Source organism: Aeromonas sp. R10-1 (genome assembly GCF_040908465.1).
Lineage (GTDB): Bacteria > Pseudomonadota > Gammaproteobacteria > Enterobacterales > Aeromonadaceae > Aeromonas > Aeromonas caviae.
Map to the genome: position 1 here is coordinate 137,778 of NZ_JBFODT010000017.1, position 21,401 is coordinate 159,178.

Genomic DNA, 21,401 nt, shown 5'->3' on the forward strand with positions numbered 1-21,401 from the left:
TGCTCGCTCTTGTAAAGCAGGGACAAAAATGAGTGAATCTAGCGCCTTTTTTCGCTGTGGATGGAGTTGGTTGTATGGGGTGTTGGATTCGCGCAATCGCGCTGGTAGGTGGATTGATGGGACTGCTGGGTTCGCAGACAGCCCTGGCGACCCCCAACCCGGCCAAGCTGCAGCTCAAATCGGGCAGTGCCCTGGTGATGGACGTCAACACCGGCAAGACCCTGTATCAGAAAAACCCCACCCGGGTGCGCCCCATCGCCTCCCTCACCAAGCTGATGACGGCGCTGGTGGTGCTGGATGCCCGCCAGAACCTCAATCAGACCCTGACCATCGATCAGAACGACAGGGACAACATCAAGCACACCTATTCACGGGTGCGCATGGGCACCCAGGTCAGCCGCCGCGACGCCCTGCATCTGGCGCTGATGTCCTCCGAGAACCGCATGGCCTCGGCGCTTGCCCGCCACTACCCGGGGGGTCGCCAAGCCTTCATCCGCGCCATGAACAACAAGGCCAGACAGCTCGGCATGCGCAACACCCGCTACTATGACTCCACCGGTCTCTCCACCCGCAACGTCTCCACCGCCCAGGATCTGGCCAAGCTCCTCTCTGCGGCCTATCGACAGCCGCTGATCCGTGAATTCACCCAGGACACCAGCAGGGAGATGCGTTTTCACAAGCCGGCCTACAGCCTGATGTTCAACAATACCAACCCCCTGGTGAAGAACCCAGACTGGGATGTACGCCTCTCCAAGACAGGCTATACCGACGAGGCGGGCCGCTGCCTGCTGATGCGTGCCAAACCGGATCGTCAGGAGCTCGCCATCGTACTGCTCAACTCGGTGGGCAAACGCACCCCTGTCGGGGATGCCAACCGCATCCGCAAGTGGCTGAAAAGCTGATTCTCTCCACGAAGACATGAAAGGATGCCGCGGCATCCTTTTTTATTGCCCGCCAAACGCCACAGCAGACCGCCAGAGGGCGCCAGCCCCGCACAGCATAGTGCGTTATGGTAAGGGCACCCAGGTCGCCACAGGCACGGCCACGGGATGCGCCAGCAGCCTGCCAGGCAAGATACGTCGAGAGTGGTGACCCGGGGGCACGTGCAGCCAGGGGGAACCGTCCCCCGTGGGAGCGTCAGGGAGAAGGACACGAGAGAGGCAACCCCATGATGGGGAGGAGGATATCGCCCATAAAAAAACAGCCCCGACTGACGTCGAGGCTGTCTGTATGGTGCGCCCGAGAGGATTCGAACCTCTGACCACCTGGTTCGTAGCCAGGTACTCTATCCAGCTGAGCTACGGGCGCTCACAACTTGTTGCACTGCTTGAAATATGGTGCGCCCGAGAGGATTCGAACCTCTGACCACCTGGTTCGTAGCCAGGTACTCTATCCAGCTGAGCTACGGGCGCTCATAAATTGTTGCACTGCTTGAAACATGGTGCGCCCGAGAGGATTCGAACCTCTGACCACCTGGTTCGTAGCCAGGTACTCTATCCAGCTGAGCTACGGGCGCTCATAAATCATTGTATTGCTTGAAATGGTGCGCCCGAGAGGATTCGAACCTCTGACCACCTGGTTCGTAGCCAGGTACTCTATCCAGCTGAGCTACGGGCGCCCTGTTTTCAAACGATAAAAAAAGCTTACTCAACAGTAAGCCTTCTTTAGTGCCGACTTGCTGATGGTCAACACATGACTCCAAGAGTCAAATATGGTGCGCCCGAGAGGATTCGAACCTCTGACCACCTGGTTCGTAGCCAGGTACTCTATCCAGCTGAGCTACGGGCGCAAAATGGCGGAGAAGGGGGGATTCGAACCCCCGATGCGGGTATAAGCCGCATACTCCCTTAGCAGGGGAGCGCCTTCAGCCTCTCGGCCACCTCTCCGTTTGCGGGGCTGATAATACTTCACAGGGATTTTTAGTCAAACACTTTTTTGGAGAAAACAGAGCGTTCGCTCAGCATTTGGCCAAAGAGTGGAATATTCAAGCAATATCGACACTTACCCAGTAGTTTCGGGCTCTGCAGGCCGATTTGCAGGCCCCTGAAAAACAAAAGGCGACATCCGGGATGTCGCCTTCAGGCAGCCATGAAATGGCTTAGAAATTCGGTTGGCCCGGGACTTTCTCGGCCTGTATCCGCATGTAGATCTCTTCGCGGTGTACGGAAACCTCTTTCGGTGCATTCACACCGATACGAACCTGGTTCCCTTTTACGCCCAGTACGGTAACGGTTACTTCGTCACCAATCATCAGGGTTTCCCCTACACGACGAGTCAAAATAAGCATTCGCTTGCTCCTGTATCCTGTTTTGTATTTATATCGATATGCGCCATTATCTTACAAAGATACCGATATGGTAAATGGTTGAAACTAAATCAATCAGGGATTGTTTCCCAAGGGCTGCTCATTAGGCTCTTGATCCAACCCGAACGCCGAGTGCAACGAACGCACGGCCAGCTCCAGGTACTTCTCGTCAATCACCACGGATATCTTGATTTCAGAGGTGGAGATCAGCTGCATGTTGATCCCTTCCTCACCCAATACCTTGAACATGGTGCGCGCTACACCAGGATGATTCCACATGCCGACCCCGACGATGGAGACCTTGGCGATCTCTCCGTTGCCCTGCACGCAGGCGGCCCCCAGCTCGCTGGCGGTCTCCTCCAGCAAGGCGCGGGCCCGGCGATAATCATCGCGATTCACCGTGAAGGTGAAATCGGCGGTGCCATCCCCCATGGTGTTCTGCACTATCATGTCGACATCTATGTTGGCGTCGCTGATCGGATTCAGGATCTGCGCGGCCACGGTCGGCCTGTCCGGCACACCCAGAATGGTCAGACTGGCCTCGTTGCGATTGAACGCAATGCCGGATACCAGGGGTGCTTCCATCCTCTCACCTCCATATGTGATTAAGGTTCCCTCTCCGTCGACGAAACTCGACAGCACCCTTAGCGGCACGCGGTACTTGCCCGCGAACTCGACCGAACGGATCTGCAACACCTTGGCTCCGAGACTCGCCATCTCGAGCATCTCCTCGAAGGTGATGGTATCGAGGCGACGCGCCTTGGGCTCGATGCGCGGATCCGTGGTATACACCCCGTCCACATCGGTAAAGATCTGGCACTCATCTGCCTTGATGGCCGCAGCCACGGCCACCGCGGTGGTATCCGAACCACCTCGGCCCAGTGTCGTGATGGCATTATGCTCATCGCGCCCCTGGAAACCGGCAATCACTACCACCTTGCCGGCACCGAGTGCGGCTTCCACCTGCTCGGTGTCGATACGGGTGATGCGCGCCTTGCCATAGGCGGAATCGGTGTGGATGCGGACCTGATCACCGGTCATCGAGACTGCGGGGCAACCGCGCTTGTTGAGCGCAATCGCCAGCAGTGCAATGGTGACCTGCTCACCGGTGGAGATCAGCACATCCATCTCGCGCCGGTTGGCATCCTGGTCCAGCTGCTGGGCCATGCCCAGCAACCGGTTGGTTTCGCCCGACATGGCTGAGACCACCACCACCACGTCATGTCCCTGGGCACGGGTCAGTTGAACCCGCTCAGCAACTGCCTCGATCCGCTCCAGCGTGCCGACCGAGGTGCCACCGTACTTCTGTACATAGAGTGCCACAGATCACCTCGCCCGCTTACAGGCGCTCTTCCAGCCAGGAGTGAACGGATTGCAGCGCCGCTGGCACCGCCTCAGGCTGGGTACCACCCGCCTGTGCCATGTCGGGACGACCACCGCCCTTGCCACCCACCTGCTGGGCCACCAGATTGACCAGCTCACCGGCCTTGACCTTGCTGGTCAGGTCATTGGTCACGCCCGCGATCAGGTTGACCTTGCCATCACTGCTGGTTGCCAACAGCACGACACCGGATTTCATCTGGTTCTTCAGCTCGTCAAGCATGCCGCGCAGGGATTTGGGGTCGACCCCTTCCAGGGCGGCAACCAGCACCTTCTGGCCATTGATGTCGATGACCTGGCTCAGCAGGTCGTTACCCGCCTGCGCCGCCAGCTTGGCCTTGAGCTGTTCCAGCTCGCGCTCCATCATCTTGGCCTTGTCCAGTACCTGGCGAACCTTGTCGGCGATGGAGAACTGATCGCCCTTCACCAGCGCGGCGGCCTCTTCGATCTGTTCACCCAACTGGTGCATCAGATCGATGGCGCTCTTGCCGGTGACCGCTTCGATACGGCGCACGCCAGCCGCGATGCCGCTCTCGGCGATGATCTTGAAGAAGCCGATGTCACCTGTGCGCTTGGCGTGAGTACCGCCGCACAGCTCGGTGGAGTAGTCGCCCATGCGTACCACGCGCACATCGTCTTCATATTTCTCGCCAAACAGCGCCATGGCACCGGCTGACTTGGCCTCTTCCAGCCCCATCAGCTGGGTGGCCACCTCGTGGTTGGCACGGATCTGGGCGTTGACGAGTTCCTCGATCCGGCGAATGGTCGCCATGGTCAGCCCTTCGAAGTGGGAGAAGTCGAAGCGCATGCGCTCGGCGCCCACCAGGGATCCTTTCTGGGTCACGTGCTCACCCAGCGCCTGACGCAAGGCCGCGTGCAGCAGGTGAGTCACGGAGTGGTTAAGGGCGATGGCCTGACGACGGTCGCCATCGACCACGGCCTCGACCTCGGCTCCCTTCTCCAGGGTACCCAGTTCCAGATAGCCCTTGTGGATGATCGCCTTGCCCGCTTTCTGGGTGTCGGTGACGGCGAAGATGCCGTCATCCACCTTGAGGATGCCGCTGTCACCCACCTGACCGCCGGACTCCGCATAGAAGGGGGTCTCCGCCAGCACGATCACGGCCTCTTCACCAGCGATGAGGCCATTGACCTCGACACCATCCTTGTAGATACCGACCACCTGGGTGTTCTGGCTCAGCTGTTTGTAACCGGTAAAGGGGGTCTCGAAATCGAGTTTCAGCACGTCGTTGTAGTTCACGCCGAAACTGGAAGCCTCTTTCGCGCGGGCGCGCTGCTTCTCCATCTCGGCCTTGAAGCCCTCTTCGTCGATGCCGATCTCGCGCTCGCGCACCACATCGGCGGTCAGGTCGGCCGGGAAGCCGTAAGTGTCATAGAGCTTGAACACCACTTCACCCGGGATAACCTTGGCATCACCGAGGTTGGCCAGGGCGTCTTCCAGCAGCAGCAGACCTCTGTCCAGCGTGCGGACGAACTGCTCCTCCTCGATACGCAACACTCGCTCGACCAGCGGCAGCTGGGCGATCAGTTCCGCCGCCACATCCTTCATCTGCACGGCCAGCTCGGCAGCCAGCTTGTAGAAGAAGACGTCGGTAGCACCCAGCTTGCGGCCGTGACGCACGGCGCGGCGGATGATGCGGCGCAGCACGTAGCCGCGACCTTCATTGGAGGGCATGACACCGTCAGCCACCAGGAAGGCGCAGGAACGGATGTGGTCCGCGATGACGCGCAGGGACTGGTTGCTCAGATCCGTGGTGCCGACGATCTCGGCCGCCTTCTTGATCAACGCCTGGAAGATGTCGATCTCATAGTTGGAGTGCACCCCCTGCATGATGGCGGAGATACGCTCCAGACCCATGCCGGTATCCACGGACGGACGGGGCAGCGGCTCCATGGTGCCGTCAGCCTGACGGTTGAACTGCATGAAGACCACGTTCCAGATCTCGATGAAGCGGTCGCCATCCTCGTCTGGTGAACCGGGAGGGCCACCCCAGATGTGATCGCCGTGGTCGTAGAAGATCTCTGTGCAGGGACCACATGGGCCGGTATCGCCCATGGCCCAGAAGTTGTCGGATGCATAAGGAGCACCCTTGTTGTCACCGATGCGCACGATGCGATCGGCCGGCACGCCGACCTCTTTTTCCCAGATGTCGAAGGCTTCGTCGTCAGTCGCGTAGACGGTCACCAGCAGGCGCTCTTTGGGCAGCTTGAGGGTACCGGTCAGGAATTCCCATGCAAACCGGATGGCGTCCTGTTTGAAGTAGTCACCGAAGCTGAAGTTGCCCAGCATCTCGAAGAAGGTGTGGTGACGGGCGGTATAGCCGACGTTTTCCAGGTCATTGTGCTTGCCGCCAGCCCGCACGCAACGCTGGGCCGTGGTGGCACGGTGATAGGCACGCTTGTCGGCGCCAAGGAACACGTCCTTGAACTGGTTCATCCCTGCGTTGGTGAACAGCAGGGTCGGATCGTTGTGCGGTACCAGCGAGCTGGAAGAGACAACCTGGTGTCCCTGGGTGCGGAAATACTCGAGAAACGCAGTGCGAATCTCTGACGTGGACATGTACATGGAAAATCCTGCTTGATTCGAATACGGACTTTTAACCGCATTAATGTAAGTTTTCTGCAGGGTAAAGTAAAACGTGGGGACCCTTGGCGGGTGAAATAGCCCCCAAGGGGCCAGCGTTTGGCTGCAGCACCCGCAAGGACGTCGCAACAGGGGGGCTTCGGGATGCCTCGCTCGACCACAGGGCAGCCATCGACAGACTCGGCGAAGGGCTGATATTCCCCACCAGCCGCACCGCACACCAGTTGCTATAGATGTTCAACCTCGGCGCGCCACTATTGCTCACCTTGCATGGCTGAGAGGGCGTAACGGGCTTGTTCCTGGGTAAAACCACGCCCCATCAGATATTTGAGCCACTTCATGCGCAGTTTAAAGTCGGCAAGGTCGGTCGCCTTTGCCCGACGCGACAACAACGCAAGCGCCAGTTCGAACCAGTCGAGCTCGGGTTGATCCAGGGCAGTCTCGATCTGGGTGTCATCCAGCCCCTTGCGGCGCAGGTCGAAGCGGATCCTGAGCGGACCATGGCCTTTGGCCGCACCAGCCCGCACCGCCATTGCACCGTAACGATCGTCATTGACCCAGTCATAGCCACGGCAATGGTCGAGTACAACGGCGACCACCTCCTCCTCGAATCCCTTCTGACGCAGGCGTCTGGCCAGCTCCGACTCGGCACTCTCGCGACGGGCCAGACTGCGCATGGCGTAGGCACGGGCGGCCGCCAGCTGCTCTTCAAAGGTCAATTCGACGGGCTCGCCCGTTCCGTTCACAGATTCATCCGCCATAAACAACAAGGCCGGGTATCAACCCGGCCTTTCCTCATTCCTTATTCGAACTCTTGTTCGTTTTCAGCTTCAAACTCGTCGTACTCGGCAGCCGTGGCCTTCTCTTCCACCGGCGCGGTGCCGGAGAGCAGCAGCTCGCGCAGCTTCACTTCCACCTCGGCAGCCAGTGCCTTGTTTTCGGAGAAGAGCTTCATCACGTTGGCTTTGCCCTGGCCGATCTTCTCGCCGTTGTAGCTGTACCAGGCGCCCGCCTTGTCGATCAGCTTGTGCTTGACGCCCAGGTCCACCAGCTCGCCCTCCTTGGAGATACCGGCACCATAGAAGATCTGGAACTCAGCCTGCTTGAAGGGTGGCGCCACCTTGTTCTTGACGACCTTGACGCGGGTTTCGTTGCCGACCACCTCGTCCCCTTCCTTGATGGCGCCGGTACGACGGATGTCCAGGCGCACGGAAGCGTAAAACTTCAGAGCGTTACCACCGGTGGTGGTCTCCGGGCTGCCGAACATGACGCCAATCTTCATCCGGATCTGGTTGATGAAGATGCACAGGCAGTTGGCGTTCTTGATGTTGGCGGTCAATTTACGCAGCGCCTGCGACATCAGTCGGGCTTGCAGGCCGACGTGGGAGTCACCCATTTCGCCTTCGATTTCCGCTTTCGGGGTCAGGGCCGCCACGGAGTCGACGATGATGACGTCGACGGCATTGGAGCGCACCAGCATGTCGCAAATCTCCAGTGCCTGTTCACCGGTATCCGGCTGGGAGATGAGCAGGTCGTCGACGTTGACGCCCAGCTTGGCGGCATAGATAGGATCCAGTGCGTGCTCCGCATCGACGAAGGCACAGGTCTTGCCCTTCTTCTGGGCTTCGGCGATCACCTGCAGGGTCAGCGTGGTTTTACCGGACGATTCCGGACCGTAGATCTCGACGATACGACCGCACGGCAGACCACCGATCCCCAGCGCCACGTCCAGAGAGAGGGAGCCGGTGGAGATGGCTTCGATATCCATGCTCTTGCTGTCGCCCAGACGCATGATGGAGCCTTTGCCAAACTGCTTTTCGATCTGGCCCAGCGCAGCCGCCAGTGCCTTCTGTTTGTTCTGATCCATGCCAATCTCCGCTGGGAATCGTGAGTAAGAAGTGAAGTTGGGCTAAGTATACTGTTTATGCATACAGTATCAAGCCCAATTTATTTGAGCAGTGCCAGGAGTCCGGACAAGGCCTGTCTGACCGCCTGCTGGCGCACCTGATGGCGATCCCCATCGAAACGTGCGAGCAGGGAGTGGTGACGACCGGTACGATCTGCCCAGGCAAACCAGACAGTGCCGACCGGTTTCTCCTCGCTGCCACCACCAGGCCCGGCGATACCGCTGATGGCCACGCAGATACCCGCATCGGAGCGAGCCAGGCAGCCCCGGGTCATCTCCAGCACCACGGGTTCGCTGACGGCGCCGTGGCGCAACAGGCTGTCGATGCTAACGCCGAGCATCTGCTGTTTGGCTTCGTTGGTGTAGGTCACGAAACCGCGATCGAACCAGGCAGAGCTGCCGGCAGTATCCGTGATGGCAGTGGCAACCCCGCCGCCGGTACAGGATTCCGCCGTGGCGGCCAGCCAGCCTCTGGCCAGCAGTGCCTCGCCCAGTTCCCGGGATAAGCGGGAGATCTCTGCTTCAAGTCCCATCATCGCGTCCTCTTCCGGCCTCTTCCAGGCGAAATATGGCGCTCATTATGCAGTTGCCCCGCTCCTCGGGCAACCGACCCCGGGGCCACTGCGTCAGCAAGTTGTCGTCGCTTAAGCTCCAGTACATGGCTGCTCGTTATCATGTTCCAACACCGCCATGCATGCGGTTTCCATCCCATCAGACCAAGGAGAAAGCCGGATGAAGCATCCGTTCAACGTCGCCATGACCGCCCTCGCAATGTGTATCGCCACCCATGCCTTTGCCACCGAGAGCACCGCCGAGCTGCAGAGCGAGACCACCCTGGCCCAGGAGCTGAACCTCTCCAGCGCGCAGGTGGAGCAGATCAAGGGGCTGCGCGAGCAGGCCACCAGGGAGCTGGGCTCAATCAAGCTCGACGCAATCGGCCAGGACGTCATCGTCAACATGATCAAGTCCGGCAAATGGGATGAAGTGGCGGCGAGAAAGCAGTTGCAGACCATCAGCGACGTACAGGTCGAGGTCCGCTACCATCGCGCCCACTACCTGTTCGAGGTGAGCCGGGTGCTGACGCCCGAGCAGAAAGCCAAACTGCACGAGATGCTGAGTGGCGACGAAGCCATGTACTGAGGGCGACACTCTCCCCGTCTCTCCCATCCCCGCATCCGTGCGGGGATGCTATTTCTCCTCCCCCATGCCTCTTCTGGGCCAGGCTCCCCCCAGGCCACTCTGGTCAGCATCATCCGGATGCACAGATCCGCGACGGGATGCCGGCTTTGCCCCCAAGACGGAGATTCCTCCTCACCATCTTGCCTCGAGCATGTAGAATGGCCCCCAGATTCAGACCCATGACGGCAGACGTTTGCCCGCAAGAGCACCTTCTGGAATAGCACATGACAGCACAATACCAAGCGCCAGGCGCCAACTTGAGCGCCCACACCCCCATGATGCAGCAGTATCTGACTCTCAAGGCCGAGAACCCGGAGATCCTGCTGTTTTATCGCATGGGCGACTTCTACGAGCTCTTCTACGACGACGCCCGCAAGGCCTCCCAGCTGCTCGACATCTCCCTGACCAAGCGCGGCCAGTCGGCCGGCAGCCCCATCCCGATGGCCGGGGTGCCCTATCACGCCATCGAGGGGTATCTCGCCAAGCTGGTACAGCTCGGCGAATCGGCCGCCATCTGCGAGCAGGTGGGGGATCCCGCCACCAGCAAGGGGCCCGTGGAGCGCAAGGTCATTCGCATCATCACCCCGGGTACCGTCTCCGACGAGGCGCTGCTCAGCGAACGGCAGGACAACCTGATCGCCGCCGTCTACCACGATGGCCGCCGCTTCGGCTACGGCACCATGGACATCGGCTCCGGCCGCTTCTTCATCAACCAGTTCGAGAAAGAAGAGACCCTGCTGGCGGAGCTGCAGCGCACCAATCCGGCGGAGCTGCTCTACCCCGAATCCTTCGCCTTCCTGCACCATGTCGAAGGTCGCCGCGGTCTGCGCCGCCGCCCGGAGTGGGAGTTCGAGCTCGGTACCGCCCGCAAGCTCTTGTGCCAGCAGTTCGGCACCCAGGATCTGGTGGGCTTCGGCGTCGAGCAGAGCGAGACCGCCCTGTGTGCCGCCGGCTGCCTCATGCAATACGTGAAAGACACCCAGCGCACCGCCCTGCCCCACATTCGCAGCGTGCGCCTCGAGCAGCCCGATCATGCGGTCATCATGGATGCGGCCACCCGCCGCAATCTGGAGCTGACCCAGAATCTGGCCGGCGGCCATGACAACACCCTCTCCGCCGTGCTCGATTGCACTGCCACGCCGATGGGCAGCCGCCTGCTCAAGCGCTGGATCCACCAGCCGATCCGCGATCGGGTGATCCTCAAAGGTCGCCAGAGCACCATCAAGGAGCTGATCGAGCAGAACCTTTATGACGAGCTGGGCAGCCTGTTGCGTCAGGTGGGAGATGTGGAGCGGGTGCTGGCGCGCCTCGCCCTGCGCTCGGCTCGGCCGCGCGATCTCACCCGCCTGCGTCAGGCTTTCGCCCAACTGCCCGAGTTGCAGCGTCTGCTGGCGGAGAGCGAGCACGAGGCGGTGCAGCAGTTGCGCGATCGCGCCAGCACCTTCCCCGAGCTGCTGGATCTGCTGGAGCGCGCCGTGATGGAAGTACCGCCGGTGCTGATCCGCGATGGCGGCGTGATCCGTGAAGGGTTCAACGCCGAGCTGGACGAGCTGCGGGATCTGGCCAACGGCGCCACCGCAAGCCTCGCCCGCATAGAGGAGCGGGAGAAGCTGCTGACCGGCATCAACACCCTCAAGGTGGGCTACAACAAGGTGCACGGCTTCTATATCGAGGTGAGCCGCGCCAACAGCCATCTGGTGCCGGCCCACTACATCCGCCGCCAGACCCTCAAGAACAACGAACGCTACATCATCGATGAGCTTAAAAAATACGAGGACAAGGTACTCACCGCCCAGGCCCAGGCGCTCGCGCTGGAGAAACGCCTCTACGAAGAGCTGCTCGATGCTCTGCTGCCGCATCTGGGCGATCTGCAGGATTCCGCTGCCGCGCTGGCGGAGCTGGACGTGCTGGCCAACCTGGCCGAGCGGGCCGAGACCCTCGACTACCGCTGCCCCACCCTCATCGACGAAGATCAGATCATCATCGAGGCGGGCCGCCATCCGGTGGTGGAGCAGGTGATGACCGACCCCTTTATTGCCAACCCCATCCGGCTGGAGCGGGAGCGGCGGATGCTGATCATCACCGGCCCCAACATGGGTGGTAAATCTACCTACATGCGCCAGACCGCGCTGATCGTGCTGCTGGCCCATATCGGCGCCTTCGTGCCGGCCGACAGCGCCCGCATCGGCCCTATCGACCGCATCTTTACGCGCATCGGGGCATCGGATGATCTGGCATCGGGACGCTCCACCTTCATGGTGGAGATGACCGAGACCGCCAATATCCTCAACAACGCCACCGCCCGCAGTCTGGTGCTGATGGACGAAATTGGCCGCGGCACCAGCACCTACGACGGCCTCTCGCTGGCGTGGGCCTGTGCCGAACAGCTGGCGAGCAAGATTGGCGCCTACACCCTGTTTGCCACCCACTACTTCGAGCTGACCCGTCTGCCGGAGCTGATGAGCGGGCTGGCCAACGTCCACCTGGATGCGGTGGAGCACGGCGACACCATCGCCTTTATGCACGCGGTACAGGAAGGGGCGGCCAGCCGCTCCTACGGCCTGCAGGTAGCGGCGCTGGCAGGGGTACCGAAATCGGTGATCCACCAGGCCCGCCACAAACTGCACGAGCTGGAGAGTGCCACTCCGGTCGCCGCCGGCGAAAGCCGTCCGGCTCCGGTCACTCTCGCCCCGCAACCCCATCCTGTGGTGGAGGTGCTGGCAGCAGTTCGCCCGGACGAGCTGACCCCGCGACAGGCCCTTGACCTGCTCTATCGACTCAAGCAGATGCTGTAGCTACCGACCGCCGAACAGGCATGAAAAAGGGGAACCGCGAGGTTCCCCTTTCGTTTGACCGAACCTGTCATCAGCCCGGACCGATGCGATCCATCAGGCTCAGATTGACCGACCCCGGATGGCGCTTGAGCTTCTGCCTGTATTCGAACTGGTGCTGGCTCTCCTGTTTGAGCCCCTGCATCAGGGAGTAGCACATGGCCAGCATGATGACCGAGAAGGGCAGCGCGGCGATGATGCTGGCGGCCTGCAGGGCGGCAAGCCCGCCGGAGACCAGCAGGATGGCCGCGACCAGCCCCTGCCCCAGCCCCCAGATGGCGCGGTGCAGCACCGGGGGATCCTGATCGCCGATGGAGAGCAGCGTCGTAATCACGAGCGTGCCCGAATCGCTGGAGGTGATGAAGTAGGTGCAGATAAGCAGGGTCAGCACCCCCTTGGCAATCCAGCCGAAGGTCTCCCAGTGCAGCAGTTCCACCGTCTTGTAGAGCGCCATGGTGACATCCTGATTGACCGCTTCCACTACGCCGCCGCCACCGAACAGCTCCAGGTTCATGGCAGTCCCGCCGAACACAGTGAGCCAGAGCATGCCGAGCAGGGAGGGCACCAGCAGGACACCGAGCACGAATTCACGAATCGTGCGTCCCTTGGAGATGCGGGCGATGAACATACCGACAAAGGGTGCCCACGCAATCCACCAGCCCCAGTAGAACGCGGTCCAGCTAGACTGCCAGGCCGAGGTACCGTTGGCTTCGGTATTGGTCCAGAAGCTCAGCTTGACGATGTTCTGCAGGTAATCACCGATGTTCTGCACATAGGCGTTGAGGATGTAGGTGGTCGGCCCCAGCACCAGGAAGAGGCCAAGCACGAACACGCTCAACCAGATATTGAGTTCGGAGAGGATCTTCACCCCGCGCCCGACACCGGAGATGGCCGACAGGGTGGCAATCAGGCTGATGCCACCGATGAGCCAGAGCTGGTTCGCTTGTGACACGCCCATGCCGAACATCTGATTGAGGCCGGTGTTCATCTGGGAGACGCCCAGCCCAAGGGAGGTCGCCACCCCGAACACGGTACCGAACACCGCCAGCACATCGGCGGCATGGCCCCAGAAGCCGTAGATGCGATCGCCAAGAATGGGATAGAGCACGGAGCGGATGGCCAGCGGCAACTTGCGCCGGTAGCTGAAGAAGGCCAGCGACAGGCCGACGATCACATAGATGGCCCAAGGGTGCAGACCCCAGTGGAAGAAGGTGAGGCGCATGGCGATCTGGGCCGCTTCCGGCGTCATGCCTTCGGTGATGAAGGGGTTGCCCTGCAGGTGATACATGGGCTCGGCGATGCTCCAGAACACCAGGCCTATGCCCATGCCTGCGCTGAACAGCATGGAGAACCAGGCAAAGTAGCCAAACTCCGGTACCTGGTCGTCGTCGCCCAGCCGGATGCTGCCAAAGCGGCTGAACATCAGGTAGACGGCGAAGAACAGGAACAGGGCGACCACCAGGATGTAATACCACTTGAAGCCAGCAATGATGGTGTCCTTGGCCCCGGTAAACCAGGTGCCTGCGGTATCCGGATCAAAGACGCCGAACAGCAGGAAGAGGGTCACGACGGTGAGGGCCGTCATGGCCATGGTGGGATTGAGGCCTTTCAAAAGCCCTTTGGTTGCTCGCATCGGGCCTCCTTAGTCGTTGTTGAAAAAGTCTTCACCCACGTGATCGCCGGCACCGCCGATGGCGCGATAGGCCAGACGACCTGCCACCTGCTCACGGTGATCCACCAGGGTCACCGACGGCTGACCGTTCACTGCGTGGCGTTTGCCAAGGAAGATAGCCATGGGCACCCCCAGATTGGAGACACCGCTGGTGATCCAGAGGCGGTTGAAGTCATAGGAGCCACCGATGAACTCGAGCTGTGCCAGGCCGTTGTCCAGACCCGCCAGATAGAAGTTCATGGCACTCTCGTCGGGGAAGAGGTGAACCAGCACATAGGCATAGCGCAACTCATTGACCAACTCCTTTAGACTGAAAGAACCTGTGTTACTGCAAGAGAGCGGCAGCTCGCCATCGTAGTGGTGTACCTTGAGGTTGTTGGGGTCCTCGTCATAGGCAGGTTGATAACGCACAAACGCCGCGGTATCAGGCAGTTCATAGCGAACTCTGACCACACGCAGGTCGGCAACCAGGGACTTGATATCCAGGTCGTCATGCATGATTTCACTCCTCAAATATCGGGTTGGAATGGGGCAATTGTCCGATAACCTAACACAATATTCATTAGAGCTAAAACCATTACATCAAAAACCATATTGACCTTGTTATGGATTAGGCGGAGAATTTCGCGCCTCTCCACAGCCCTGCGATGACCCAGACCCCATGGAAAAACATGATGAAGTGCTGATCGCCCTGCGCCAGATCATCCGTGCCATCGACATGCACTCCAAGCGCTTGATCAAGGAGGCCGGCCTGACCTCGCCACAGCTCCTGCTGCTCAAGGGGATCGACGAGCTTGGCCAGATCTCCATGCGCCAGCTGGCGGATCACACCAACATGAGCCAGGCCACCGCGACCACCATCATGGACCGACTGGAGAGCCGCCAGCTGGTGCAGCGCATTCGCAGCGAAACCGACAAACGCAAGGTGCATGCGACGCTCACTGACGCGGGACGCGCCCTGCTTGCCCAGGCTCCGACCCCCTTGCAGGAGAGTTTCATTCAACGCTTTCAGGCGCTGGAAAACTGGGAACAGGGGTTGTTGCTCTCTTCCCTGCAACGCATCTCCGCCATGATGAATGCCGACGGCATCGATGCCGCCCCCGTGCTGAGTGTCAGCCCCCTGACCGAAGAGCGGGCCTGAACCGCAGCCATAAAAAAAGCTCCCGACCGGGAGCTTTTTTTATGGGCAGTACGCGATGGCGTTACGCCTCCAGGCTGATGCCGATGTTGGAGACGCCGTCCTGGGCCGCGAAGGCGCGGATGGCAAGGATGCGGTCGCTGTCCCGTTCATGGGCCACCCGTTTGAGCAGTTCGACCTGGAACTCCAGCTCCGCTTCCATGTACTCGTGCTCATAGAGCTCCTCATCGCTGAGATCCCGCTCTTCCAGCATCTCGATGAAGCCGGCGACCGTGCCGACAGACGCATGGCTGGCGTCGTTGGCCTCTTCCCCCACCCGGCAGATCACTGAGTTGTAGGCACAACCCAGCGCCACGCAGGCGTCCAGTGCCGGATAGGCGCCGTAGGATTCAAACTTGCGGGGATCGGGAATGTAGACTTCAAACGCTTCCAGAATGGCACCAAGATTGACGCGGGATCCCTTGACCGTCAGGTAGTTCCACATCTGATCCAGCGCGTGACGGAATGCCCTCGCATCCCCGAAACCGGAGGCCTGGGTAAAGAGCACATAGTTGGGGTACATGCGCTCTGCCAGCGCCAGGGTATAGACGGTTTGCTGCCAGGGCTGCAGCTCGGCCAGTCGCTTATAAAACTTGTCACCAAACACTGGAGTCGGATCCTTTGCAAAATGTGGGGCAGATTGTAGCCCACGAGGGCCCCGTCTAAAAATGAAAAAGCGCCCTGCTCGACTATCTTGCCCGATCAACTGGGGTAAGATGGAGACAGCATCCCTCTCGCCTTGCCATAAACACGATAAGGAACAAGAGTATGAGCCAACGTACCCTGCTGCTGTTGAGTCAGGACAACAGCCACTATGAACGCCTGCTCAAGGCGGCCCATCTTCCCCATCTGCACATTCTTCGGGCCGACAATCAGGCCGAGGCCGAACAGCTTATCGGTGACGCTCATATCCTGATGGCCGAGCCTGCCCGGGCCAAGCCGCTGCTGGCCAAGGCCGGCAAGCTCAGCTGGCTCCAGTCGACTTATGCCGGGGTCGATGTGCTGCTGGACGCCAGTTGCCGCCGCGACTACCTGCTCACCAATGTCCGCGGCATCTTCGGCCCCTTGATGAGCGAGTATGTGTTCGGCCATCTGCTCAGCCTGACCCGCCAGTTGCCACTCTATCGCGAGCAGCAGCAACAGGGCGTCTGGCAGAGCCATCCCTATCAGGGCTTGAAGGGAAAGACGCTGCTGCTGCTCGGCACCGGCAGCATAGGGCAGCATATCGCCCACACCGGAAAGCATTTTGGCATGAGGGTGCTCGGCATCAGTCACAGTGGCCGTGAGCGTGCCGGGTTCGATCAGGTGTACCAGTTGCCGGCACTCAACAAGATGCTGGCCCAGGCCGATGTCATCGTCAGCGTGCTGCCCGCCACCCGCGAGACACGCCATCTCTTCACCGCCGAACGCTTCGGCCGCTGCAAACCGGGCGCCATCTTCTTCAACGTCGGCAGAGGCAATGCCGTCCATGAGGGAGATCTGCTGGCGGCACTGCAAGCCGGCAAGCCCGCCATGGCGGTGCTCGATGTGTTCGAGCAGGAACCCCTGCCCGCTGACAGCCCGCTCTGGCACCAGCCCAATCTCATCGTGACGCCTCACAACAGCGCCTACAGCTTCCCGGAAGATGTGGCCCAGATCTTCATCCGCAACTACATCCGCTTCATCGATGGTCAGCAGCTGGACGGCAGGATCGACTTTGACAAGGGTTATTGAAGCCGTTCTGCAATGAAAAGGCCCCGCCAGTTGGCGGGGCCTTTTTCGTCAGGAGGGAGCCGTTCAGCCCGCCTCCATCTCTTTGCGGTAGCTCTTCACCTTGGCGAGGAACTGACGCTTGTCCTTGCCGGAGAGCGGCTCCGCCATCGGCAGCTTGATCTTCATGGGATCCACCGGGCGGTTGTTGATGCGCACCTCGTAGTGCAGGTGAGCACCGGTGGAGCGGCCCGTGTTACCGGAGAGGGCAATCTTGTCACCCATCTTCACCTTCTGGCCCGGCTTGACCAGCAGCTTGCTCAGGTGCAGATAACGGGTCATCAGGGTACGGCCGTGCTTGATCACAACATAGGTGCCTGCCAGCGGGTGGCTGGTTGCCTTGAGGACCACACCATCACCGGTCGCCATGATGGGCGTGCCTACCGGCAAGGCAAAGTCGGTCCCCTCATGGGGCCGGACCTGCCCGGTAATGGGATGACGGCGATTCGGGTTGAAACTGGAGCTGACCCGGTAACGGCTGTGAGTCGGATAACGGCGGAAACCGCGCTCCAGGCTGTTTGCCTGACCGTCATAATAGTTGCCATCTTCCGACAACCAGGCTGACACGGCCTTGCCCTGGCTGAACACCTCGACCCCCAGCAACTGGGTATTGCCCGTACTCTTGCCGTCGACCGTCTCCTGACGGACCAGCACCTTGAACTTGTCACCTTTTTTCAAATCCTTGGCGAAGTTGAGGCGCCACTGGAACAGGTTGGCAATCTTCTGGATGTGGTTGGCCGGGATACCGGCATTGCGGGCGCTGACGTAGAAGCTGCCGTTGATGACACCGTCATAGCTCTTCTGCTGCCACTCTACCTCTTCATTGAGCATGTTGGCGCTATAGGTGTCGTCGGTACGCTCCAGCACCAGGGTCTGCTTGATGTTCAGGCGGATCTTCAACTGCTGCAGAATGTTGTCCTGATCGATCAGCAACTCGATGGTCTGACCGGGTTTGAGACGCGCCAGGTTGTTCTTGGCATCCGCATCCAGCACCTTGTAGAGGGTGGTGGTGGACAGCCCCAGGTTGTTGAAGATGGTGGTCAGGTTCTCGCCGTTGCGAACCCGGTAATCTTGCCATTGAGGCGTGGCATCGGCCGGGATGTCGTCTTCGGGAGCGGCTGACTCGACCAGCTCGTGATCCGGGATGTCGTTGAAGTCGGTGTTGTCTTCGTTGGTTGCGGTGCCCGTGGTGGCGATCGGCAACTCCAGACGCAGTGGCCGCTCCAGGATGTCACCGGGAGCTGGCAATACGGCTACCGCTGACAGCGTCATGGCCGTGAGCAATAGCATGGCATAGAAATGCTTGCGGGGAACCGGGGGTTCCCAATTGGCAGCCTGGGCTACCAAGGGACGGAGACGTTTCATCCGCTATCCTGTTATTAGATCTAAGGGTGGTGGTTGTGGGTCTGTTTTTATGAGTTTTTATTATGAAAAACCGAATATCTGGCTTTTAGACCTAAATACTTACAAAAAGTTCATAGCTCCATGCACGAAACTCACATTTTATGCATAACCTTCCAGCATGGGCAGAAATGATCGTCATTTTCAGCCATTTTTTTCTATTTTTAAGAACCAAGTCCGGTTGTGGTGCTCTCCGGCCCAGAAAATGTTGCAAAAACATCTCCATGGAGTGGGTATGTCATTGGTAAAATTGTTAAATGTAATCATCCTAATCCTCTTCACCATCGGCGCCGCGCTGCTGCTCGTGCTGGAGATCACCACGGTACGACAGTCTATTCTCGACCAGATGTCGGCCAACCTTGAAACCGCCATCACCGCACTGGGGCTGGTGCTGCAGGGCACTCTGCTCAACGATGACAAGGTCCTTGCCGAGACCATAGTGAACGCCATGTTCGACGGAGGCTTCGTCAACTCCGTCGTTCTGCTGGATCCGGATGGCCAGGTGCTGTTCCAGAAGGTGTTCCACACCGCACAGCAAAATGTTCCAGGCTGGCTCCCCTCAGTTATCGACATGCCACCGGTCAAGATTGAGCAGGAGTTGACCGACGGCTGGCGCATTCTCGGTACCCTCACGCTCGAGGGACACAAGGGTTACGCCTACCAGCATCTGTGGAACGCCATCAGTCGTACCGGACTTGCGCTGCTCGCCGGCCTGCTGGTGTTCAGCCTGGTGATCACCTGGGTGTGCCGCCGCCTGCTGCGCCCCCTCGAACAGATCAGTCTGCAACTGGCCCGGATCCGCAAACGCCAGTTCAGCGGCAACCTGCCAACCCCGTGGCTTCGCGAATTGCAGGAAGTCGTTGTCTCCATCAACCAGCTGGTCTCTGAACGCAAGCGGGACCTGCTGCAACAGCGGCTCAAGATCACCCAGCTTGGCAAGCACGACGCTCTCCCGACCCACCAGAAGCTCGTTGGGCTGGTCGACACCGATGGCAACACCTATCAGCAGCATTTCTTCTCCACTCAGGGGAGTATCAGGCTCTACAGCCGCCTGCTACCCAAGCACCCCCCCACCACGGACAGTTCGCCGGATGAAATTCGGGGGCAGCTCAACGACTGGCTGACTCAGAAGGCGGAAGGGCTCCAGCTGCCTCTCAGCCTGCTCGGCCACCCAGACTGGGCGCAGTTTGCCCCCGTGCTGACCAGCGCTCGTGGTAAGACGCTGGACTGGCGCTGGGATCTGGCGATCTTCCCCCCCCTGGCCGAGGAACGACTGACCGCACTCCAGTCCCAGGGGATTGAGCTGGCATTCAGCAACATCCCGATGAACAACGACAATCTGGCCAGGCTCGACCCCATCAGACCTGTCTTCATCAGTTGCCAGCTCACCCAGTCCCCCCTTTATTGGAACCTGCTCTCCCAATGCCTCCATGCTTCCGGCTACACCTTGCTGGCGGAAGCCGGCGACGTAAGCGATGTGGACATGCTGCGCAGTTGGGGCATCGATGGTTATGCCACTCAGGAGAATGCATCATGAGGATCCCGCTGCTGCTGCTCGCCCTGCTGTGGCAACCGACCCTGCACGCGACCACCATGACCATAGGCACAGGGGGGGAGCAAGGCATCTATTACCAGGTCATCAAGGAGTTCTGCAGACTGGCCAAAAAAAGTGACCCCACGATGCCCTGCAAACTACAGGCCAGCTCCGGGTCCATCGAAAATCTCCGCCAGCTGAAAACGGGAGAGGTACCCTATGCGCTCGTCCAGTCCGACTGGCTCTATCAGGCCAGCCAGGGCACCGGGCCTTTCGCTGCCCAGCCACAACCCGAGCTGAGGGCGCTCTTTGCCACCCACGCCGAACCTTTCACCATAGTGGTGCGAGCCGATGGGGATATCACCACCCTGGAGCAGCTCAAGCTGGCCCCCATCGACATGGGCCTGAAGAGTTCAGGGACTCGTCAAACGGCATTGGCCCTGTTCAATGTTCTGGGCGCAAAGGAGCAGGATCTCGATTTGAAGAGCGTCGCCAATCTCTCCGAAGCGTTGTGCAATAAACAGATCGATGCCTATGGCCTTGTCATGGGTCATCCCAACCGCATCGTGCTGGACACCGCCAAGCGCTGCGCCGTGCGCTTCCTGGCGATCGAGGGGCCCGTAAGGGACCAGCTGCTCAAAGGGGTCAGGTATTACCAGCGCAGCCAGGTGCCGGCACGCATCTACCCGGGCAACCTCAAGGCAACCCCCACCTTCGCCATCGCCGCCACCCTGGTGACCAATGCCGCCACTCCCGATGACGAGGTCTATCGGCTGACCCGGGCCATGCTGAGCCAGCAAACCAGTTTCAACGAACAGACCTATGGCTATGCGAACCTGTTTCACAAGGCGCGCAACAAAATAGGCCCGGTGCTGAGTGTCGAACAGCATCCGGGCGCGGGAAAATATTTCGAGGAGTTGAAGGCGGCGGGCAAGTTATAGCTGGCGACGGGGGGAGCGCAGATGCTCGCTGGAGAACCGGCTCTGCATCGAGGTCCACTGGGCCAGGCGATCGGCACTCCCCGCCAGGGTTCCCTCGCGGCGGGATTTCATGATCCAGATGCTTTTGGCATCGAAACTGTAAACCGGCTGCAGATCATTGCGCTTGCTCCCCGGCAGGATGCGGCCATTGATGTTGTCCAGCACCAGGGGATCTGACTTGATGGTCGGGAAGTACAACGTCACCATGTGGAACTGGTTGTAACGAATTGCCTTCACATAGGCCAGCCGCAGCTTCTTCTCGTCGACCCCCAGCTCCATCAGGGTATAGTACTTGGCGATGCTGTAGTCCTCGCAATCCCCTCCTCTCGCCCCGATGAACTCCAGCGGATTGGCCCAATAATCATCATCCCCCCACAGTCTGGGATCCTCGCTGTAGGTCAGGTTGTTGAAGTAGTTGTTCACCAGCTCCAGCTTCTGCTGGTCCGTCGTTCCGGCCCTTGGCGTCAGCAGGCGAGAGAAGGCCTCGGACCGCTGGATCGCTCTGGTGCCATAGACCGCCTGCATTTTTGCCCTGAGTTCCGGGCTGGCGATGTGTTCGGAAAGACCGGATGCCTGTATGCCGGATCCCAGCAGGGTCAGCGTGCAGGCAGAGACGAGCAACCATTTCATGACTGACACTCCATATCAGATGCTGGAGGTCAGTATAGTTGGCCGCGCCGCCTCT

General features: G+C 60.1%; 18 protein-coding genes and 6 tRNA genes. 7 read left to right on the top strand and 17 right to left on the bottom strand.

The window, feature by feature from the left end; genetic code table 11:
• Window positions 1-74 precede the first annotated feature (74 nt).
• Window positions 75-902, top strand: coding sequence for a D-alanyl-D-alanine endopeptidase (gene pbpG / locus AB5Y93_RS07440; RefSeq protein ID WP_052815403.1), 828 nt, complete (start codon window positions 75-77; stop codon window positions 900-902).
• Between the two features lie 329 nt (window positions 903-1,231).
• Here pbpG and AB5Y93_RS07445 read toward each other — a convergent pair.
• The 12 genes from AB5Y93_RS07445 to pncC form a co-directional block, all read right to left on the bottom strand.
• Window positions 1,232-1,308, bottom strand: a tRNA-Arg gene (locus tag AB5Y93_RS07445).
• A gap of 27 nt (window positions 1,309-1,335) precedes the next feature.
• Window positions 1,336-1,412, bottom strand: a tRNA-Arg gene (locus AB5Y93_RS07450).
• 27 nt (window positions 1,413-1,439) lie between these two features.
• Window positions 1,440-1,516, bottom strand: a tRNA-Arg gene (locus AB5Y93_RS07455).
• A gap of 25 nt (window positions 1,517-1,541) precedes the next feature.
• Window positions 1,542-1,618, bottom strand: a tRNA-Arg gene (locus tag AB5Y93_RS07460).
• A 94-nt stretch (window positions 1,619-1,712) separates the two neighbouring features.
• Window positions 1,713-1,789 (bottom strand) — tRNA-Arg (locus AB5Y93_RS07465).
• A gap of 4 nt (window positions 1,790-1,793) precedes the next feature.
• Window positions 1,794-1,886 (bottom strand) — tRNA-Ser (locus tag AB5Y93_RS07470).
• 212 nt (window positions 1,887-2,098) lie between these two features.
• Window positions 2,099-2,287 carry a carbon storage regulator CsrA gene (gene csrA / locus AB5Y93_RS07475; RefSeq protein WP_005315760.1) on the bottom strand — a complete coding sequence of 63 codons (189 nt, stop codon included), beginning with the start codon at window positions 2,285-2,287 and terminating at the stop codon, window positions 2,099-2,101.
• Window positions 2,288-2,380: 93 nt separating this feature from the next.
• Window positions 2,381-3,628: an aspartate kinase gene (locus tag AB5Y93_RS07480; protein WP_368229089.1), complete on the bottom strand. Its 1,248-nt coding sequence runs from the start codon at window positions 3,626-3,628 to the stop codon at window positions 2,381-2,383.
• A gap of 16 nt (window positions 3,629-3,644) precedes the next feature.
• Window positions 3,645-6,269 (bottom strand): alanine--tRNA ligase, encoded by a 2,625-nt coding sequence (gene alaS, locus AB5Y93_RS07485; protein ID WP_368229091.1) that lies wholly within the window; start codon window positions 6,267-6,269, stop codon window positions 3,645-3,647.
• A gap of 272 nt (window positions 6,270-6,541) precedes the next feature.
• Window positions 6,542-7,048 (bottom strand): regulatory protein RecX, encoded by a 507-nt coding sequence (locus tag AB5Y93_RS07490; RefSeq protein ID WP_161646700.1) that lies wholly within the window; start codon window positions 7,046-7,048, stop codon window positions 6,542-6,544.
• Between the two features lie 41 nt (window positions 7,049-7,089).
• Entirely contained in the window at window positions 7,090-8,154 is a 1,065-nt protein-coding gene (gene recA, locus AB5Y93_RS07495; RefSeq protein ID WP_368229093.1) for a recombinase RecA, read from the bottom strand.
• 80 nt (window positions 8,155-8,234) lie between these two features.
• On the bottom strand, window positions 8,235-8,726 hold the full coding sequence (gene pncC, locus AB5Y93_RS07500) for a nicotinamide-nucleotide amidase (RefSeq protein ID WP_029313644.1): 492 nt from the start codon (window positions 8,724-8,726) through the stop codon (window positions 8,235-8,237).
• A 199-nt stretch (window positions 8,727-8,925) separates the two neighbouring features.
• Here pncC and AB5Y93_RS07505 point away from each other — a divergent pair, with 199 nt between their 5' ends.
• Window positions 8,926-9,333, top strand: coding sequence for a Spy/CpxP family protein refolding chaperone (locus AB5Y93_RS07505; protein WP_368229094.1), 408 nt, complete (start codon window positions 8,926-8,928; stop codon window positions 9,331-9,333).
• A gap of 263 nt (window positions 9,334-9,596) precedes the next feature.
• Entirely contained in the window at window positions 9,597-12,167 is a 2,571-nt protein-coding gene (gene mutS / locus AB5Y93_RS07510) for a DNA mismatch repair protein MutS (RefSeq protein WP_368229096.1), read from the top strand.
• Between the two features lie 70 nt (window positions 12,168-12,237).
• On the opposite strand, the gene AB5Y93_RS07515 is transcribed toward mutS, so the two are convergent.
• Together AB5Y93_RS07515 and AB5Y93_RS07520 are read right to left on the bottom strand one after the other, a co-directional pair.
• The gene (locus AB5Y93_RS07515) at window positions 12,238-13,836 is read right to left on the bottom strand and encodes a BCCT family transporter (protein WP_010672815.1); all 1,599 of its coding nucleotides are present in this window, start codon (window positions 13,834-13,836) and stop codon (window positions 12,238-12,240) included.
• Between the two features lie 9 nt (window positions 13,837-13,845).
• Window positions 13,846-14,373 (bottom strand): hypothetical protein, encoded by a 528-nt coding sequence (locus tag AB5Y93_RS07520; protein WP_010672814.1) that lies wholly within the window; start codon window positions 14,371-14,373, stop codon window positions 13,846-13,848.
• A gap of 163 nt (window positions 14,374-14,536) precedes the next feature.
• On the opposite strand from AB5Y93_RS07520, the gene AB5Y93_RS07525 reads away from it, so the two are divergent.
• Window positions 14,537-15,016: a MarR family winged helix-turn-helix transcriptional regulator gene (locus AB5Y93_RS07525; RefSeq protein WP_010672813.1), complete on the top strand. Its 480-nt coding sequence runs from the start codon at window positions 14,537-14,539 to the stop codon at window positions 15,014-15,016.
• Between the two features lie 61 nt (window positions 15,017-15,077).
• Here AB5Y93_RS07525 and AB5Y93_RS07530 read toward each other — a convergent pair whose 3' ends face one another.
• Window positions 15,078-15,659: a YjaG family protein gene (locus AB5Y93_RS07530; RefSeq protein WP_042864483.1), complete on the bottom strand. Its 582-nt coding sequence runs from the start codon at window positions 15,657-15,659 to the stop codon at window positions 15,078-15,080.
• Between the two features lie 161 nt (window positions 15,660-15,820).
• Here AB5Y93_RS07530 and AB5Y93_RS07535 point away from each other — a divergent pair, with 161 nt between their 5' ends.
• On the top strand, window positions 15,821-16,765 hold the full coding sequence (locus AB5Y93_RS07535) for a D-2-hydroxyacid dehydrogenase (protein WP_368229098.1): 945 nt from the start codon (window positions 15,821-15,823) through the stop codon (window positions 16,763-16,765).
• A 63-nt stretch (window positions 16,766-16,828) separates the two neighbouring features.
• On the opposite strand, the gene mepM is transcribed toward AB5Y93_RS07535, so the two are convergent.
• Window positions 16,829-18,166, bottom strand: a complete 1,338-nt coding sequence (gene mepM / locus AB5Y93_RS07540; RefSeq protein ID WP_041212320.1) for a murein DD-endopeptidase MepM — start codon at window positions 18,164-18,166, stop codon at window positions 16,829-16,831.
• A 271-nt stretch (window positions 18,167-18,437) separates the two neighbouring features.
• Here mepM and AB5Y93_RS07545 point away from each other — a divergent pair, with 271 nt between their 5' ends.
• The gene (locus tag AB5Y93_RS07545; RefSeq protein WP_368229099.1) at window positions 18,438-19,739 is read left to right on the top strand and encodes a LapD/MoxY N-terminal periplasmic domain-containing protein; all 1,302 of its coding nucleotides are present in this window, start codon (window positions 18,438-18,440) and stop codon (window positions 19,737-19,739) included.
• The gene (locus AB5Y93_RS07550) at window positions 19,736-20,677 is read left to right on the top strand and encodes a TAXI family TRAP transporter solute-binding subunit (RefSeq protein ID WP_042014953.1); all 942 of its coding nucleotides are present in this window, start codon (window positions 19,736-19,738) and stop codon (window positions 20,675-20,677) included. The genes AB5Y93_RS07545 and AB5Y93_RS07550 overlap by 4 nt, the downstream gene beginning before the upstream one ends.
• Here the strand turns inward: AB5Y93_RS07550 and AB5Y93_RS07555 are convergent.
• Window positions 20,672-21,346 (bottom strand): transglutaminase-like cysteine peptidase, encoded by a 675-nt coding sequence (locus AB5Y93_RS07555; RefSeq protein WP_368229101.1) that lies wholly within the window; start codon window positions 21,344-21,346, stop codon window positions 20,672-20,674. The genes AB5Y93_RS07550 and AB5Y93_RS07555 overlap by 6 nt on opposite strands.
• Window positions 21,347-21,401: the final 55 nt, after the last annotated feature.

Bases quoted from the DNA above. Each gene is read 5' to 3' on its own strand.
- AB5Y93_RS07525 (WP_010672813.1), top strand. From the start codon at position 14,537: ATGGAAAAACATGATGAAGTGCTGATCGCCCTGCGCCAGATCATCCGT.
- pncC (WP_029313644.1), bottom strand. From the start codon at position 8,726: ATGGGACTTGAAGCAGAGATCTCCCGCTTATCCCGGGAACTGGGCGAG.
- AB5Y93_RS07505 (WP_368229094.1), top strand. From the start codon at position 8,926: ATGAAGCATCCGTTCAACGTCGCCATGACCGCCCTCGCAATGTGTATC.
- csrA (WP_005315760.1), bottom strand. From the start codon at position 2,287: ATGCTTATTTTGACTCGTCGTGTAGGGGAAACCCTGATGATTGGTGAC.
- AB5Y93_RS07490 (WP_161646700.1), bottom strand. From the start codon at position 7,048: ATGGCGGATGAATCTGTGAACGGAACGGGCGAGCCCGTCGAATTGACC.
- AB5Y93_RS07535 (WP_368229098.1), top strand. From the start codon at position 15,821: ATGAGCCAACGTACCCTGCTGCTGTTGAGTCAGGACAACAGCCACTAT.
- AB5Y93_RS07545 (WP_368229099.1), top strand. From the start codon at position 18,438: ATGTCATTGGTAAAATTGTTAAATGTAATCATCCTAATCCTCTTCACC.
- AB5Y93_RS07515 (WP_010672815.1), bottom strand. From the start codon at position 13,836: ATGCGAGCAACCAAAGGGCTTTTGAAAGGCCTCAATCCCACCATGGCC.
- AB5Y93_RS07555 (WP_368229101.1), bottom strand. From the start codon at position 21,346: ATGAAATGGTTGCTCGTCTCTGCCTGCACGCTGACCCTGCTGGGATCC.
- pbpG (WP_052815403.1), top strand. From the start codon at position 75: ATGGGGTGTTGGATTCGCGCAATCGCGCTGGTAGGTGGATTGATGGGA.
- mutS (WP_368229096.1), top strand. From the start codon at position 9,597: ATGACAGCACAATACCAAGCGCCAGGCGCCAACTTGAGCGCCCACACC.
- AB5Y93_RS07520 (WP_010672814.1), bottom strand. From the start codon at position 14,373: ATGCATGACGACCTGGATATCAAGTCCCTGGTTGCCGACCTGCGTGTG.
- alaS (WP_368229091.1), bottom strand. From the start codon at position 6,269: ATGTACATGTCCACGTCAGAGATTCGCACTGCGTTTCTCGAGTATTTC.
- recA (WP_368229093.1), bottom strand. From the start codon at position 8,154: ATGGATCAGAACAAACAGAAGGCACTGGCGGCTGCGCTGGGCCAGATC.
- AB5Y93_RS07550 (WP_042014953.1), top strand. From the start codon at position 19,736: ATGAGGATCCCGCTGCTGCTGCTCGCCCTGCTGTGGCAACCGACCCTG.
- mepM (WP_041212320.1), bottom strand. From the start codon at position 18,166: ATGAAACGTCTCCGTCCCTTGGTAGCCCAGGCTGCCAATTGGGAACCC.